Annotated in this window: 12 protein-coding genes and 2 tRNA genes; 4 read left to right on the forward strand and 10 right to left on the reverse strand. The window is 50.4% G+C overall.

Features of this window, described 5'->3' with window-relative positions; translation table 11 throughout:
- The first annotated feature begins 316 nt into the window (after positions 1–316).
- Together LLG46_08200 and LLG46_08205 are read left to right on the forward strand one after the other, a co-directional pair.
- Positions 317–1,021 (forward strand): prepilin-type N-terminal cleavage/methylation domain-containing protein, encoded by a 705-nt coding sequence (locus LLG46_08200; protein ID MCE5323283.1) that lies wholly within the window; start codon positions 317–319, stop codon positions 1,019–1,021.
- A gap of 61 nt (positions 1,022–1,082) precedes the next feature.
- Positions 1,083–2,849, forward strand: coding sequence for a hypothetical protein (locus LLG46_08205; GenBank protein MCE5323284.1), 1,767 nt, complete (start codon positions 1,083–1,085; stop codon positions 2,847–2,849).
- Between the two features lie 161 nt (positions 2,850–3,010).
- Here the strand turns inward: LLG46_08205 and LLG46_08210 are convergent, their stop codons facing one another.
- From LLG46_08210 to LLG46_08235, 6 genes are all read right to left on the reverse strand, one after another.
- Positions 3,011–4,339, reverse strand: a complete 1,329-nt coding sequence (locus LLG46_08210; GenBank protein ID MCE5323285.1) for a glutamine synthetase family protein — start codon at positions 4,337–4,339, stop codon at positions 3,011–3,013.
- 113 nt (positions 4,340–4,452) lie between these two features.
- Positions 4,453–5,181 carry a response regulator transcription factor gene (locus LLG46_08215; protein ID MCE5323286.1) on the reverse strand — a complete coding sequence of 243 codons (729 nt, stop codon included), beginning with the start codon at positions 5,179–5,181 and terminating at the stop codon, positions 4,453–4,455.
- 193 nt (positions 5,182–5,374) lie between these two features.
- A complete protein-coding gene (locus tag LLG46_08220) occupies positions 5,375–6,526 on the reverse strand; it encodes a ParB/RepB/Spo0J family partition protein (GenBank protein MCE5323287.1) in 1,152 nt (383 codons plus the stop codon).
- A 96-nt stretch (positions 6,527–6,622) separates the two neighbouring features.
- Entirely contained in the window at positions 6,623–7,504 is an 882-nt protein-coding gene (locus LLG46_08225; GenBank protein MCE5323288.1) for an MBL fold metallo-hydrolase, read from the reverse strand.
- Entirely contained in the window at positions 7,494–9,038 is a 1,545-nt protein-coding gene (locus LLG46_08230) for a ComEC family competence protein (protein ID MCE5323289.1), read from the reverse strand. The genes LLG46_08225 and LLG46_08230 overlap by 11 nt, the downstream gene beginning before the upstream one ends.
- A gap of 49 nt (positions 9,039–9,087) precedes the next feature.
- Positions 9,088–9,747 (reverse strand): response regulator transcription factor, encoded by a 660-nt coding sequence (locus LLG46_08235; protein ID MCE5323290.1) that lies wholly within the window; start codon positions 9,745–9,747, stop codon positions 9,088–9,090.
- Between the two features lie 229 nt (positions 9,748–9,976).
- Here LLG46_08235 and LLG46_08240 point away from each other — a divergent pair, with 229 nt between their 5' ends.
- On the forward strand, positions 9,977–11,929 hold the full coding sequence (locus LLG46_08240) for a methyl-accepting chemotaxis protein (protein MCE5323291.1): 1,953 nt from the start codon (positions 9,977–9,979) through the stop codon (positions 11,927–11,929).
- Between the two features lie 14 nt (positions 11,930–11,943).
- Entirely contained in the window at positions 11,944–12,456 is a 513-nt protein-coding gene (locus LLG46_08245) for a chemotaxis protein CheW (GenBank protein ID MCE5323292.1), read from the forward strand.
- Between the two features lie 186 nt (positions 12,457–12,642).
- On the opposite strand, the gene LLG46_08250 is transcribed toward LLG46_08245, so the two are convergent.
- The 4 genes from LLG46_08250 to pfkB form a co-directional block, all read right to left on the reverse strand.
- Positions 12,643–14,424, reverse strand: a complete 1,782-nt coding sequence (locus tag LLG46_08250) for a sigma-70 family RNA polymerase sigma factor (GenBank protein MCE5323293.1) — start codon at positions 14,422–14,424, stop codon at positions 12,643–12,645.
- Positions 14,425–14,574: 150 nt separating this feature from the next.
- Positions 14,575–14,651 (reverse strand) — tRNA-Pro (locus LLG46_08255).
- 86 nt (positions 14,652–14,737) lie between these two features.
- Positions 14,738–14,834: transfer RNA gene (locus tag LLG46_08260), tRNA-Sec, on the reverse strand.
- A 44-nt stretch (positions 14,835–14,878) separates the two neighbouring features.
- A complete protein-coding gene (gene pfkB, locus LLG46_08265) occupies positions 14,879–15,811 on the reverse strand; it encodes a 1-phosphofructokinase (GenBank protein ID MCE5323294.1) in 933 nt (310 codons plus the stop codon).
- Positions 15,812–15,872 lie beyond the last annotated feature (61 nt).

The following is a 15,872-nucleotide window of genomic DNA, read 5'->3' on the forward strand; positions in this document are numbered from 1 at the left end:
CAGCTTTGCTCTCCTGCAAGTAATGTCGGCCAAAATATTGGTAGGATGCCGAATTCCACAATAGCGAGACCTAAACTGTTATCATTTGCTATAGTATAACTCAGTTGTTCCATCAGCGCCAGGAGATCGAGGCAATTAAGACAAATTTGTCTATCACAACGATCTGGATGTTCGCATATCTTGGAGCAGACTAATATTGACAGAGTGGTGGACTCAGGATAAACTGCACGTGTGTGGTGGGAATGCATAAGGATTCGTTTGAGTTAGCGAAGATCAGCGAAACAGATGGCATGAATGCGAAAAGAGGTGGGTTATTATGGCAGTGCAAAAGAGGCTGCGCTTGGGGTTTACGTTAATCGAGTTACTTGTGGTAATTGCAATAATCGCTGTACTTGCTGCAATCTTGTTTCCAGTATTGACAAACGCCAAAGAAAAAGGTCGTCTGACAACCTGCATATTCAATTTGAAGACTCTGTCCAGTGGGATGAGGATGTATGCTGATGATAATGCGGGCAGACTTCCATGTTCCTATTATGGTTGGCTGGATGCTGGGGTTCACGATTGGTGCGGCTGTGAGTATGGTAGTACAAACCGTGTTTACCCTGACAGAGGCTCGCTCTATAAGTATTTAAAAAATATCAACGTATACAAATGTCCTTCGGATGCGGGCATTGCACCGAGAAATGTCACTTTAGTCGACACAAAAACTGCGCTGAAAGACTACCCACTGTCATATTCAATGAACTGGAAAATCGGTTACAATTGGGTCGAGACCCCTCCTGTGATCGACGCGATGACACGCCCAAGCAAGGTATTGTTACTGATTCATGAAGGTCGCAAGTTTATTGATGATGGCTGTTTCTATTGGGGTATCGGGGGTAATGGCGAGGCAAATCAGCCCAGCGATATCCATCTTAGTGGAACTGCCGCATCATATATCGATGGTCACGCGAAGTGGCTGAGTTTTGAGGCTTTTATTCTCGAACGTGATACCAATGTCTGGTATCCAGGCAAGTCATAGCCAAAAAGAGAAATATGTGATATGCTGACAGGGTCAGGGTCTTGAATCTGACCCCATATTTATGAGAAAAACTGCGCTTTACATCCTTGTTATACTGTTGTTTCTCACGCCTTATGCATTTGCGCAAGACCAAGCCTCGCAATCCAGCATCTGGTTTGGAGACATTGCCGCTCCGCTTAGCCTATCCGGCCAGGACCAGGCATCCATCATGAAGATATTGAGCGAATGTCTCCTTTCGGGTTCAAAAGTATCCAACAGTAAATTTCCCGATGCCGTCTCAACTGACATGGGCAAGCGCATTGTATTTGTGTCCCTCTTTGACGGCAAATCGCGCGCACAAATCTTTCGTGGTGAAGGATTGGGTTTGTCGAGTGCGATCAACTGCGCCCTGACAAGGATAGCATCTCAGCCTGATGCGCCCAAAAAATGGAGCGGTGTCAGGTTGGATATTGTGCGATCGGCGCGCATGCTGGACAACAAACTCGTGCCGCTTGAGCCGGGGCTGAATGGCTTGGCGACAGGCAGTCAGCAGGCTGTAGCTGTGCTTGCCGATGAACTTATTGCGGATGGGTGCGTGCGCGATGATGGCGATGTCAAATGGGATAAAGTAGCATTCCTCATAGAACGGCATGGCCTTAAGATTTATGACATTTCATCGCATACAATCGATCTGATGAAAATTGCCTATACATTCACAACCGACAGTCTCTACACCGACGGCAGGAATGTAATGCCGCTTTATCGCGGCCATACGGCAAATGTTCAGGTCACGTCATCTAATTTGCTTCAAGCGGTAAAAGCGGGAGGTGACTACTTGAAATGGTCGCTCGATCCCAATGGCCGTTTCACATACAACTATATGGCGGGCAGCGATAAGACCGACAAGGCGTATAACTATGTCCGACACGCCGGGACCATATATGCAATGTGCGAGGTCTACGGGGTCACAGGTGACCGCAGTCTGCTTGTTCCCATCCGCAGTGCGATCGATTACCTGATGCGTCTGAAAAAGTCCTCCGGCAATGCTCTGTATCTTGCCGACAAATCGGACTCCACCTCGCTGGGCTGTAATGCTTTGGCGGCACTTGCGCTGGCCGAGTATACTATGGTCACCAAGGATCGCCGCTATGTGCCGACCATTATAAAGCTCGGCAGATGGATCGAGATGTGCGAGAACGATTCGGGCGAGTTCGTGCACAAGGTCTGTGTGCCGTCGCAAAAGGCTCTGCCCGATACATGCAGTTATTATCCGGGCGAAGCGACTTTTGCTCTTATGCGCATCGCCAAGGTCGACAAACAGTCACATTGGATCACATCCGCACAAAAGGCCGCAAAAAACATAATAGCCGGTTATGCCAAGGTGAAGGACGACGATCTGCCCAATGACCAGTGGTTTCTCTACGCTCTGAACGAACTCTATCGCGTCAAGCCGAAGTCTGAATATATGAGCTGTGCACGCAGACTCGTTCGTGCTGAGATTGTCAGCCAGACGACAAAATCCGACCATCCTGATGAGATTGGTCTACTAAGGGGCAAGCTGGTGTCTAATATTACTGCCGTGGAGGGTCTTTGCGCAGCATATGCAATGATGAGAGATTATGGCTCGAAGAATGATGCGGACGCGATCAAGAAGTCTCTGCAATCGGCTGTGCGCTACCAGATGCAGCTGCAGTATCGGAAGGAGTCATCCGGGTACCTGCCGAACCCGCGGCATGCGCTGGGGGGCGTTACAAAGAGTTTCGCCAACACCACAATCCGAATCGACACAGTCCAGCACTTCCTGTCCGGCTGCATCCAGTATTACAAGATCATCAAGCCCAAAAGTTGATAAATTACTGTTCAGATGCAATGTCCGATATAGGACCATACATTGTTATTGTTCGGACGCGATATTTGATCGCGTCCGAAACAGAACTAATGCAATTTTCGGATTAAAGCTCGGAATGACGCGCTGCATTAGGAATGCTTTCCACTTTTAGCCTTCCACTCTTAAAGTATCGGTAGATACTTATTCAACTCCCACGGCGTCACTTGCACCTTGAACTCGTCCCATTCCTGCTTTTTGTTCCAGATCAACCGCTCGAATGCGTGGTCACCGAGTGTCTCTCTTACCAGTTCGCTGTTTTCGGCTGCTGCGATAGCCTCTCCGAGGCTGCCCGGCAGGCTCTCAATACCTCGCTCTTTGCGTTCCTCTTCTGTAAGCTCGTAGAGGTTATCGGTCATCTCTTGTGGAAGTTCATATTTGCCCTCGATACCCTTAAGCCCGGCGGCAAGCATTACTGCAAAAGCCAGATAAGGGTTGCATGCGGGATCAGGGCACCTGAGTTCGGCGCGAGTTGCCACTTCCTTGCCCGGTTTATACAAAGGCACTCGGACCAGTGCGGACCTGTTTCTCTGCGACCATGCGATATAGACCGGCGCTTCATATCCCGGCACGAGACGTTTGTATGAGTTGACCCACTGAGCCAGAATCAGCGATATTTCCTTTGCGTGTTTGAGCAGACCGGCAATATAACTCTTTGCGATATCTGAGAGATGATTGGGGTCGCTTTCATCGAAGAATGCATTGTTGCCGCCGGTAAAGAGCGACTGATGGGTATGCATTCCGTTTCCATTGGTGCCGAAAATCGGCTTGGGCATGAATGTTGCGTAGACGCCATGCTCGTGCGCGATCTCTTTGACCACCAGCCTGTAGGTCATCGCTGAGTCAGCCATAGTCAGGGCATCCGCATATCGAAGGTCGATCTCATGCTGGCTTGGAGCGACTTCATGGTGACTGTATTCGACCCCGATTCCCATCTCCTTGAGCACAAGTATGGTGTCTCGTCTGAGAGACGATGCCACGTCCAGTGGTGTAAGATCGAAGTAGCCGCCTTCATCTAGTATTTCGGTCCCGTTATTGTTCTTGAAATAAAAGTATTCAAGCTCCGGTCCGACATAGAACGAAAAGCCCATATCGGCAGCTTTTTTCATCGCTTTTTTGAGTATGAAGCGAGGGTCTCCAGCATATGGTTCGCCGTCCGGCGTCATAACATCGCAGAACATCTTTGCGACCGATTTGTCCGACGGCCGCCACGGCAGCAGAGTAAATGTGGAGGGGTCAGGCAGTGCGATCATGTCGCTTTCCTGGATGTCCTGATAGCCAGTGATGGATGATCCATCGAAGCCCATGCCCTCGTCGAGTGCGCCTTCAAGCTCCTCGATCGTGATCGCAAAGCTCTTCATCTGGCCAAGAATGTCCGTGAACCACAGCCTGATAAATTCGACATCCTTGTCTTGGCATGCTTTCAAAACCCATTCTTTACCTCTGTCGGCCATGTCTATGCCTCCCTTGGAAATAGATGTTAGAAGTAAGATGTTAGAGGTTAGATATACCAACCATACCGACTCCCTTTCCACGGGGAGAGGGTTGGGGTGAGGGCGCTGCCCCCTTAAGTAACGAACTTATACCCGACTCCATGCACTGTCTGGATAAGGTTATCGTGTTTTATCCCGAGTTTTGCACGTATGCGCCTGACGTGAACATCAACAGTGCGCAGTCCGCCGAAATATTCATATCCCCAAACCTGGTTCAAAAGCGCTTCACGTGTATGGACACGTCCCGGGTGGGCCGCCAGGAAGCGTAAAAGCTCGAATTCTTTGAAAGTCAATGCAAGCTGCCGGCCATCGACAGTCACTTCAAAGCTCTCCGTGTCGATAACGAGGCCGTCGGCGGTGATTTGCTTGCCTTCTTTTGCACTTTGACCCTTCGCGAGCAATCGCGCAATTCTCAGCGCAAGCTCAGATGCTTCATAAGGATAAAGAATGAAATCGTCCAGATATTTCGATTGCAGTTCTCTGGCGTCGATGTTCTCGACCACAGCCAGTCTGGGCGCTTCAGCCACCTGGTCATAGTTGGCCACAAGGTCCTTTGAATGTGCAAGAGCATTTTCGCTATTACGCATGTCCAGTATCACGATCTCAGGGCTGCCGTTTGCGACGGCGTCCGAGAGTGAGTCCAAGTCCCATGCTGACGTAACGAAATGACTCAATCCCGCTACCGAGGCGGCAACGGGCGAGAGGTCGCGTTCATTTTTTCCTAGAACAAGAATTCTGGGCATGGTCATTTTAAGGAGCTTTATTGCTCCACCTGAACCATTATATATTTGATCTATTGTCATGTCCAGTGCCTTTAATGTTGACCAATACGCCCTATTCTATAAAATAGTATAGGTCATTTGATGTTTCGACGCCGTTACACAAGAGTTAAGCGTATGTTTCAATGGGTGGCGAGGTGGAATCGGCAAGAAAGCGTACGCCGGTCTTCCAACGTACGCTTTCAAATAATCAATATAAAATATCAATTACAAAATTTTAAGCTGCTGCTTCCACATCGATCCTGGGGATGTAATCCTCGCACTTATACGAATGCGACTGCTCGTCCGGACTTTCCGCATCCGACATAAAGACGGCATATCCGGTCTTTGAGCACTTCTGATAGCTCTGATCGTAGTTTTCGCAGTCAAGGCATCTTCTGAGCACGCTCCAGCAGACACTGCAGCGCAGGCTGCCGACCAGCTCTATTCTGCCGCAGAGCGGACAGTGGATATAGACTTCCTTGAACTGGTGGTCTGTCTTTTGCAGAGTATCGCGCATGGTCTTGTTAAACTTCATAAGCTGCTCGGCGAGGTCTGCTGTGGCGCTGAGCATCTGGTTCATTTCGGTTGGCGAGAGATATTGCGACACGCGGTCATCGAGCAGATCGAGCACACCTGTGCAGGCTTTTTGCATAAGCTTAAGATGAGACTGAGCAGTCTTTGGCCGATATGCGGCTTTCTTTCTTTCCTGCCGCGCAATGCTTCGCAATATTTCTTCCGTAACGTTGAGAGGCACGCGCAAAAAAGCTTCAGTCTTGGAGGGTACTTCCGCGATGGCGCCGATTATCTTTTTGAGTTCATCTACGGACAGCCGTTCGGCTCTTACTTTCTTGGCGAGCCTGATCTGCACTTTCTGATTGTCATTGAGCTGCTTTAGGGCATAGGCATGCCCTTCCAGGAACTCACCTTCATTGTCTTTGGGCTTGGTCAGCAGTTCATCGAGGATCGGCTCGGGAAGCTCAAGCAAGTCAAGATATCTGCGCATGGTAGAATCGGCAACACCGAGTGTCTTCAAACACTTCTCCCACGGCATAAACTCCAGCAGTTTCTTGATAGCCCTGGCTCGTTCGACGGGGTTAAGGTCTTCACGCTGGAAATTTTCCAGCAGAGCGTCAGTGCTGGCGTCTTCGTCATTGAGTTCGCGTATCACAGCCGGTATTTGAGTAAGGCCGGCCAGCTGCGATGCCCGCCAGCGGCGTTCGCCCATTACTATTTCATATTTATCCTGTCCCACAGGACGAACTACTATTGGTTCGAGCACTCCACGTTCTCGAATGGACATCGCCAGTTCAAGCAGTGTGCCCTGGTCGAATGATTTCCTCGGCTGATCGGCCGCAGGTGCGATTTTTGAGATGTCGACAAGTTCCATTAAGACAGTCTCCTCTAGTATTGCCAGTGCGTCTTCATGGTAATTATGGCTGTTGAGGGCTTCAAGACAAGGCAATATGCGTTAAATTACGCAAAGTTACCGGCTGGTCGAGCAAGTTTTTGCGCGTATTGTGCGTCCGTCGGAGGTGATAGTGACTGCTCCGCATCTGTCCGTGCGATATACACGCGCTCCAGATGATTCGAGTCTTTCAACGGCTTCTGAGGATGGGTGACCGTAGTTGTTATGCCGTCCGCAGGAGATTATGGCTATCGCGGGTCTAACTGCATTGAGCCACTGTGTGGATGATGCAGCTTTCGCGCCATGATGGCCGACCTGCAATACCTGCGCGCGGACGGGTATCCCCGACTCGAGGATATCCTGTTCGGCTTCATCTTCAGCGTCGGCAGCCAGCAGAATCGCTGTCTTGCCATATACGATTCTGAGCACGATTGAGTTATTGTTGAGGTCGGAGTAATGCATCTTGGGATTTGGGCTGAGCACATGGATGCTCACGCCGTCGCCCATTTCGATATTCTGCCCACGCTTTGCGATCCTGTAAGTCGCGTTACTTAGCTTCACCCGTTTGATGAAGCGTTTGTATAATGGTGATGCATGCCTTGCTTCTATGTCCATAACAACCTTGGCCGGCACAGCTTCGAGCAGCCCCGCATATCCGCTGACATGATCCGAGTGCGGGTGGCTGAGCACGGCCAAGTCTATAGTGTTTTTGCCCATCCTATGCAGGTAAGGCACTACCACACTTTCGCCTACGGTGTCGTTTTTGCGCCAACTGCTGGTCCCGCAGTCCATCACCATTACCCTGTTCGACGGCGTGCGCATGACCACACATAGCCCTTCGCCTACGTCCATCACGGTGAGGTCGAGTGTTTTTCCACCAGGCAGTAGAGCGCTCGTCCATATGCCTATTGCAGCCAGCGCGGCGGCTGCAATTACCAGGAGTCTTCTATCAGTTCGCAATATCGTTCCTCACATAACTGACCAGTGCTTGCAGCAGCAGATAATATCCCACAATTGCAAGCAGCCCCGGTGATGAGACTGCCACGGAACTGTGCTCCCATGCCCCGAGATAGTCGACCACAGCCAGCATTGCCTTTGTCACAATCGTGCCGGACCACCCGACAATCACTCCGATAACGGGGATCGGCGCGGCAATGGGTGCCAGCATTCCGGCTCCAAATACTAATGGAACTCCCAGAGCCAGCGCCATATTGGCGGGCAGCGAGACCAGTGAGAAGTAGTTGAAATAATATGCAATCACCGGCGCAGTAAAGACCGTGACGCTCAGCGTGGCGATGCCTGCGCTTGCTATTTCGAGCGGCACTGCCTTTAGCCGGTCGAGGTTGGTTTTCTGAGTGGGTGTATTTTTTCCGAAAACTAATCCGGCACGTGCAAGCAGCGACTCGACCACTGGAGCGATAGATATCAGTGCCCATACGGCAAGAAACGAGAGCTGAAAGCCCACATCGAAGAGATAGAATGGATTGATAGCCAGCACTATAATCCCGGTCACAAAGAATAGGTCTCTGGCGGAAGGTATCTTATTGAACAGAGGCGCAAGCATATACAATATCGCTATCAGTGATGCGCGGACCAGTGACGGTTTCGGCCCTACCATCAGCAAATATGCAATTACCAGCATGATAATTATTACGTTGCGCCCTTTGGGTATTACCCGAATGCGCCTGAGCAGTGGCGTTGCAATCAGCAGGATTATGTAGCAGTTAAACCCGGATGCCGCAAGCAGATGCAGCGTGCCTGTTTTGCCGAAGTTGGCGAGCGTTTCGCGCGGCAGGTATGAATATGTCCCGAGCACCATGCCCGCAATCACCGATGCTTCGCGCCTGGGTGTGATCCGGTAAATGCTTTTCACGATATAGTGCTTTGCCTTGAGTGCCGCCGACATCCATATATATCCTGATGCCCCCTTGAGCATTTCAAGCTGTGAGTGATTGGCATAAGCGCATGCGTAAATGTTTTGTCTTGCCAGATACTGCCGCCATGAAAACTGTCCCGGGTTTGTCGGGTCTCTGGGCGGGTAGACTGTGGTGTTGACTCTGATGCGGTCACCGTATTCCAGTTTGGAAGATCGTCCATCTTTGTCGGGGTATAGATTAAGCATGATGCGTCCGCCTGCGCCTTGCCACCTGTCGCGCAATTGCATTCTGTTCACGCGGCAGATCAAGCGTGTTCGTTCTCCATTGTCCTCGGGGTCAGATGCGACCACACATTCAAAAGCTCTCGCACGGAATGCGTAGTTGGATATATCATCTGCCGGTACGCGGCTGTTTATGCAGTAGTAAGCAGCACCTATAATGAAAACAATCGCGCAGATCAACGCAGTGTCGTGCAGTGATTTCTTTGCAAATGCGCGAAAACCCAGCAAAACAAAACAGGCTGATGATGCCCACACGATGGGGTGCATATTGGCCGCAGCGGCAATCCCCAGTGCGAAGCAAATTGCTATGGGCGCTATCTTGCTCTCAGGCATCATGATGTAAATGATAGCGTTGATCGGCGGCGTATGCAAGCAGGGTTTTTGGTTAACTTTCCAACATCAACCCTTCTTTGACTGCGTAACGAACCAACTGTGCGCAAGTATGCATATCGAGCTTCTTGAATATTCGCTTTCTGTGGCTTTCTACCGTATTGACACTGATGAACAGCTTGTCGGCAATCTGTTTGCTGCTGAGTCCTTGAGCGACCAGCACAACAATTTCACGCTCTCTGTTTGTAAGTGCTGCGTGTGCGGTTGGGTCCGGTTCGACAGAGATATTTTTTCGCAATAATGGAGAAACCCATCTCTTTTTTTGCGCGGCAGATTCTATAGCTTTTATCAAGTCATCTATTGTGGAAGTTTTTGGTACAAATCCGATTCCTCCCGCTGCAACGAGCGCGTCAATCATCTCCTTCTTAATAACATCGCAAAATGCCACCACCTGGGTGCCCATACGTACAATACTGGAGACTGCCTGAACGCATTTAATGTCCGGCTGGGATGCGCCCATTATCACCACATGTGGTCTTTTTTGCCTTATTATAGCCATTGCCTCATCTGCGGATGGAGCATTACCCAGCACAGTGATGTCAGTGTGTCGTGATAGATATTCGTTCAATGCCCAACCTATTATCGGGTGTTCGTCAATGACGAAGGTGGTAATCCCTGTATGCACAATCCCAACCCCAGCTACTGCTGTTGACAATTTGATGGATACTGCGTTGCAACTTGGAGCTTCCTGCACCAAGCTAGTGTTATTGTGGGTCTGCCGGAGTTATTTTACTATGTTGATAACTGTTTTTTAAATACAAATTCACGGAATGCCGTTAAGCAATTATCAATTACCAAGTCCGAAGATAAAGCTTGGCAGCTAAAACTATGCAATGGTGTGCAATAGATGAGCATCTGTGCATTATCAGTAGGAGAGACAAAATATGTGGTTTTATGACCTCAAGATCAGGACCAAATTGTTGTGCGGCTTTATCTTTGTAGCCGTAATTGCCGGTACTATAGGGCTTGTGGGTGTATCAGGCATAAGAAAAGTAGCCGACGCAGACAAAACGATGTACGAGCGAATGACCGTACCGATATCTCAACTCAGCGATATCGCAGTTGGTTTTTATGAAGTCCATATCAACTTGCGAAATATGATGATGACACGGACGCTTGAAGAGCGCAAGCAGCATATTAGCAATATACGCGAACTCACAGCCGAGATTAAAAAAGCCAGTGATGAGTATGAGAAGACAATCATCACTGATAAGATGCGAGATAATTTTGAGCATTTCAAACAATCCCGTCAAGAGTTTGCCCCCTTAAGAGACCGGATAATTGAACTTGCTCTTCAGGGCAGAGATTCGGAAGCCATCGCCATCCTACGTGGTCCTGCGGCTGCCTCGACCAAAGCCGAGCAGGACGCCATCGATGCAATGCTGAAAATGAAAGTCTCTCAGGCGAACCAGACATCCGTTTCCAATACCTCCACTGCAAAGAATGTGTTTACAATTGTAGTATTGCTGATGATCGCGGGTGTGTCGGTTGCAGTCGGGCTAGGGTGGTTTATGTCGACAGTCATCTCCCGTCCTGTTGTCGATATCGCCGCTGCAGCAGAGAAAGTCGCTAACGGTGACCTCACGATCAATATTGAGAGCAAATCCAAAGATGAAATTGGGTCATTGTGCACGAGCTTTCGCAGGATGATCGAGAACCTGCGCAGCGTTGTACATGATGTAAGGCAGAGTGCCGAGACGGTGAGTGCATCTTCACAGGAACTCTCAGGCGCTTCAAAAGAGGTCACTCAGGGAACACAGCAGATCGGCGACACGATCGGCCAGGTGGCCGCAGGCAGCCAGGAACAGTCCAAGACGGCTCAATCCAGTTCACTTGCCATGGAACAGCTCAGTCGAGCAATAGACGAAGTCGCTTCTGGTGCCCAGGCTCAGGCAAGGCAAGTTGAGAATACGGTCGCGCTTATCCAGCAGATCAGTTCTTCTATCGAAGACGTTGCAAAGCTGTCACAGGATTCCGCGGTCAATGGCCAGCGAGTCAGCGAGGTTGCTGCTGATGGCGGCAAAGAGGTGATCGAAGCTGTCGACGGTATGCACAGGATCAAGCAGGCAACCGACAGGGTTGCTGAAATGGTCATCAAGCTCGGCGAGAGTTCGCAGCAGATTGGCGCGATAGTTGAGACTATTGACGATATTGCTGAGCAGACAAACCTGCTGGCTCTGAACGCGGCCATTGAAGCAGCCCGGGCAGGCGAGCATGGCAAAGGCTTTGCCGTGGTTGCCGATGAAGTCAGAAAACTGGCAGAGAGGTCATCAAAGGCCACCGGCGAGATTGCCGATCTCATCGGCGATATTCAGGAGATGACAAAATCTGCTGTTGAAGCGATGAACCATGGCAGCCAGGAAGTATCAGACGGCACAGAGCTTGCAAATCGCGCAGGCGAAGCACTAAAGAATATTCAGAGTTCCATCGAGGGTATTGTCGGTGAGATTCATCAAATATCGGCCAATGCACAGCACGTGAGCAGCTCAAGCGCTGATGTTGTGAGATCCATAGAAAATGTTTCGTCCGTTACCCAGCAGACCACTGCCGCCGCCCAGGAGATGAGCGCCTCGTCGACTGAGGTCTGCCACCAGATTGAGCAAGTAGCCGCTTTGAGCGAGCAGAATGCTGCTGCCACGGAAGAAGTTTCTGCCACGACAGAGGAACAGAATGCAGCTGCAGAAGAGCTAAACGCATCAGCCGAGGAACTGGCCGATATGGCCGGTCAATTGCAAGAACTGGTCTCGCATTTTAAGCTTGATGACGACATCCGTCCCGGCAGTGTGCATGACATATCCAGTCGCGTTGCTCAGACGGCGCATCGTAAGGCTGCATAGAGGAGGTCGACAGAATGACTGGTGAGACACAAATGGCAGCCATCGACAAATGTGAGCAGGTGGTTGTGTTCGAGTTGGGCGGCGAATGCTATGGAATTGCTATAGGGTCGGTCAGCACCATTATCAGAATGCAGGGAATCACTACAATCCCCAGAGTGCCTGATTTCGTAGACGGTGTGATAAATCTGAGGGGCAGTATCATTCCCGTGATTAACTTAAGGAGACGCTTCGGACTGCCTGCAGGTGAACATACAAAGGCTGCCAGGATAGTAGTTGTTGAGGTTGATGGCCAAATGATCGGTGTGACTGTGGATGCAGTAGTTGAGACGCTGAGGCTGCCCATGGAAGCGATCCAGGCGCCTCCTCCGGTTATGTCGTCAGTAAGCTCAGATTTTTTGCGCGGCGTGGGTCAGCATGAAAGCCGCCTTGTGGTTTTACTTGATCTGGATAAAGTGCTTATGACAGATGAAACACAGAGTATTTCCAAGTGCATAGGCAAATTGGATGAAAGGAGAGCAGCGGCGTAAGTAGTAGATGCGCGTAAACAGCTCTATTTAGCTCAGGTTGTTGGAGTGAGAAGATTTTCGTCTCCCCGGAGTCTTTCGTGCTCCAACACCATGACAATACCGGGCGAGAGCATGGACAACACACTCGCCCGGTGCAAATTTAACTACATCAGAAATACTCTTCAAATATTTTGATGCGCACAATGATCAGTGATGTATCGAGCGGTTTTGGCGACGGGTTCTGCGCAAGGTGATTGTCATGACAATTATCGCTACCAGGAAGCCTACCGCCGGTACGATCAGAATGTAGTATGCGCCCGCCACATGATGAAGTTCTTTCTCTTTCTCAGATGGCTCAAAAAGCGGTATCACGAGAAACATCGCGAGAGTTGAAATTCCGAGGATGACTCCTACAAGAGACTTGACGCGGTTGTGTCTGGCGGTGGTTAAGCTCTGGGCCGATGGGGCTTCGTCAAGAGAGAGAACTCTACGCATGGCCTCCAAATCGCCTCGGAGAAAGCAGTTCAAGGCATATCGAACCACTCGACACGCATTGTCTTGCAGTTCGGCTGCTTCAACGCTGCGACCAATGAGTAGTTGCCGGGTGAACTTCAGATCTTTGGCGCTCATCGTCGCGGTGCAAGCGCCGTCCCAGGTGATTATGACCCTCTTGGAACCGCCGGCGAATAGTGTAATTCCGTCACCGCGCCATCTGTAGTCATTCACCAGCCAGACTCCGCCCAGAAACTTCGCAAACGAAAGCAGTTCCGTCCTGGTCAGCCTGTGTCCCAGCGATTGATCGTCCTCGAAGTCCCCGAAGATGCCCAGTGCGCTGCCCGTGAACAGATTGAAGCCGACTCTTTGGGGCAGTTTCTGATTGGTGAAGTAGGCTATTATGCTGGCTAGCAGTGATGCTATAAAAAACAGGTAGGGCGACGCATGGAAGAAAGCAAACGCGACAATTGCAATGAAGATGATCGCAACTCCGAGCGCCCCTCCAATCACCGCTAAGCTCGTGTTTACTCGAAGAGGTTTGAATGCTCGCCAGGTCATATAAGCCCACAGCAGACTGACGACCTGGATCATTGCGTATAGGGTGTTTTCTTGTCGGTGTATAATAGACAGCCAAATCAAGGGGAAGACGACCACGAAATATACGAACATCACGGCCATAGCTTTCACGTAGCCGCGTCTGATAAACGCCTTGATTGGCCGGTTCTCAGGTTTGTCCTCAAGGCCGGCCTCATCCAGCTTGGAAAACATTGCATATAGACCTAATACCGGCAGCATCGAAGCCACTGATATCCACAATGAGAATGAAATGCTCGCAGACAGCTTACCGAGCGCGGCAAGCGCGCCGCCTGCTCCAATTGCGCCCTTGGGAGTCATCGGAAGCAGAACGATCACGGAGCGAGTGAAATTCTTACTCGGCTGCAGGTCACCCAACGATTCCTCAAGCATCTGTTCAAGCTGAGTGCGCAGAGCTATTCTTGCCCGGTGTAGTCTCGTGCGCAAGGTCTGCTCTGCTATTCCCAGTGTCGCCGAGGCCTCAGCTATACTCTTGCCTTCAACATAGAAGAGAGTCAATGCCTCGCGGTGGATAGCCGGCAATTTGGCGAACGAATCCCAGAGTTGCTGTGATAGAGACTCGCGATCCTCTTCTTGCGGTACGGCCTCAGTGGATTCAATCACAGCCCATTTCTTGTGGAAGGCATTCTCACGCTTTATCCCACGTCCCAGTGAACCGCATACGTTGCGAGCAATCCTTGCCAGCCAGCCCGCAAATTTGTCGGGTTCACGGAGCGTGCCAAGGTAGGTATATGCCTTAACGAATGTCTCTTGGGCAGCATCTTCAGAAAGGTCGACATCACCAAGATGACTCCATGCGATACCGTAGACCATCTTCTTGTATTTGTCTACGAGTTTCCCATAGCCGTCTTTATCGCCATTCAGGACAGCACTCACTGTCAGATAGTCGTCCGTGTGCATTGCCCACCTCCGGTGTCTTTGACTTAATGACGCCGGACATCGTTAAAGGTTACCGACAATATTATATCAATCCACGAAGCATAGTTGCGTTAGCACTGGGAATGTAGAAACGTAAGTGGATACACCGTGAGGACAAGAGTTTGTAGTTAATGGTCGGGGTGAGAGGATTTGAACCTCCGACCTCTCAGTCCCGAACCGAGCGCTCTACCAAGCTGAGCCACACCCCGACGACCATAAAGAGTATATCATAAATGTGAACTTCAAGCAATATATATGGAGCATGGTATTCGGGATTTTTGCAGCCATCGAGTTTTGGCGGGGGTGTGTGGGAATCGAACCCACCCGAGGACTTATTCAGCCCTCACAGCGATTTTGAAGACCGTGCGAGCCACCAGGCTCAAACCACCCCCATACCATTTTATATTGAGGATTTTGGATTGAGTATTTCTTATTATTATGTGATATTGGTGAGGGTTACGCCCTTTTTGATCTCCGTTATAGACTCAAGCGAGCAAAATCCCGCACCGTATGTAGTCGCATTTGCAGCACCTGCCGCCGTCGCAGAGACGAGTGCATCCGGCAGTGTTTTCCCCTGAGTAATCGCAGCCATAAACATAGCCAAAAACGCGTCACCCGAACCTACAGCACTTGCAAATTGAATTTCCGGCGGAACGGCCTTCCATACCTGCACCCCATCCGTGACAATTGCGCCGCTGCGACCCATCGTCACGGCGGTAATGCTCACGCCGAACTGCTTCAGGCTTTTCGCCGCTCTCACGATCTCCTCAAGTGTCAGCAGTTCCCTTCCTGCGATCTGCGAAAGCTCGGTGACATTGGGCTTTACCATAAACGGAGCGGACTTGATTGCCTCTTTCAGATGAGAATTGCTCGCATCGAGCACAGCCTTCACGCCGGCATTTTTGGCGATCCGAATTATCTTGCCATAGAAATCGTCCGGCACTCCCGGCGGACAGCTTCCGCACATCGCGACAAACTCGCATCCGCAGACAAGGCTTGTAATCTTCTCAAGCATCAGCTCGACTTCATCTTTGGTGATGAGGGGACCGTTTTCGTTAATCTCCGTCTGGGTGCCGTTCTTCGGGTCTACGACTGCTATGCAGAGCCTGGACTCATCCTGCACATGCACAAAATCGTGACGCAGTCCCTCCTGGCTGATCAGGCGCATGATTGCTTCACCCGTCGCACCACCGACAAAACCGGTCGCAATCCCCTCATGGCCGACTGTCTTGAGCACTCGAACAACGTTTATCCCTTTGCCACCCGCAACTGTCCGGCTCGCACTTGGTCTGTGGACCCTATCCAGCCCGAAACCTTCCACTTTATACGTTTTGTCAATTGCCGTGTTGGGAGTTATGGTTAATATCAAGAGGAGCCTCCATATAACAATGGGAAATTCTACGCCCGATATAAACAGGATGTCAAACCAA

It is taken from the genome of bacterium, assembly GCA_021371935.1.
In the GTDB taxonomy this organism is placed as follows: Bacteria; Armatimonadota; UBA5829; order UBA5829; family UBA5829; genus UBA5829.

Excerpts from the sequence above, each read along its gene's own strand:
- LLG46_08200 (MCE5323283.1), top strand. The coding sequence starts at position 317 with ATGGCAGTGCAAAAGAGGCTGCGCTTGGGGTTTACGTTAATCGAGTTA.
- LLG46_08205 (MCE5323284.1), top strand. The coding sequence starts at position 1,083 with ATGAGAAAAACTGCGCTTTACATCCTTGTTATACTGTTGTTTCTCACG.
- LLG46_08210 (MCE5323285.1), bottom strand. The coding sequence starts at position 4,339 with ATGGCCGACAGAGGTAAAGAATGGGTTTTGAAAGCATGCCAAGACAAG.
- LLG46_08215 (MCE5323286.1), bottom strand. The coding sequence starts at position 5,181 with ATGACAATAGATCAAATATATAATGGTTCAGGTGGAGCAATAAAGCTC.
- LLG46_08220 (MCE5323287.1), bottom strand. The coding sequence starts at position 6,526 with ATGGAACTTGTCGACATCTCAAAAATCGCACCTGCGGCCGATCAGCCG.
- LLG46_08230 (MCE5323289.1), bottom strand. The coding sequence starts at position 9,038 with ATGATGCCTGAGAGCAAGATAGCGCCCATAGCAATTTGCTTCGCACTG.
- LLG46_08240 (MCE5323291.1), top strand. The coding sequence starts at position 9,977 with ATGTGGTTTTATGACCTCAAGATCAGGACCAAATTGTTGTGCGGCTTT.
- LLG46_08245 (MCE5323292.1), top strand. The coding sequence starts at position 11,944 with ATGACTGGTGAGACACAAATGGCAGCCATCGACAAATGTGAGCAGGTG.
- LLG46_08250 (MCE5323293.1), bottom strand. The coding sequence starts at position 14,424 with ATGCACACGGACGACTATCTGACAGTGAGTGCTGTCCTGAATGGCGAT.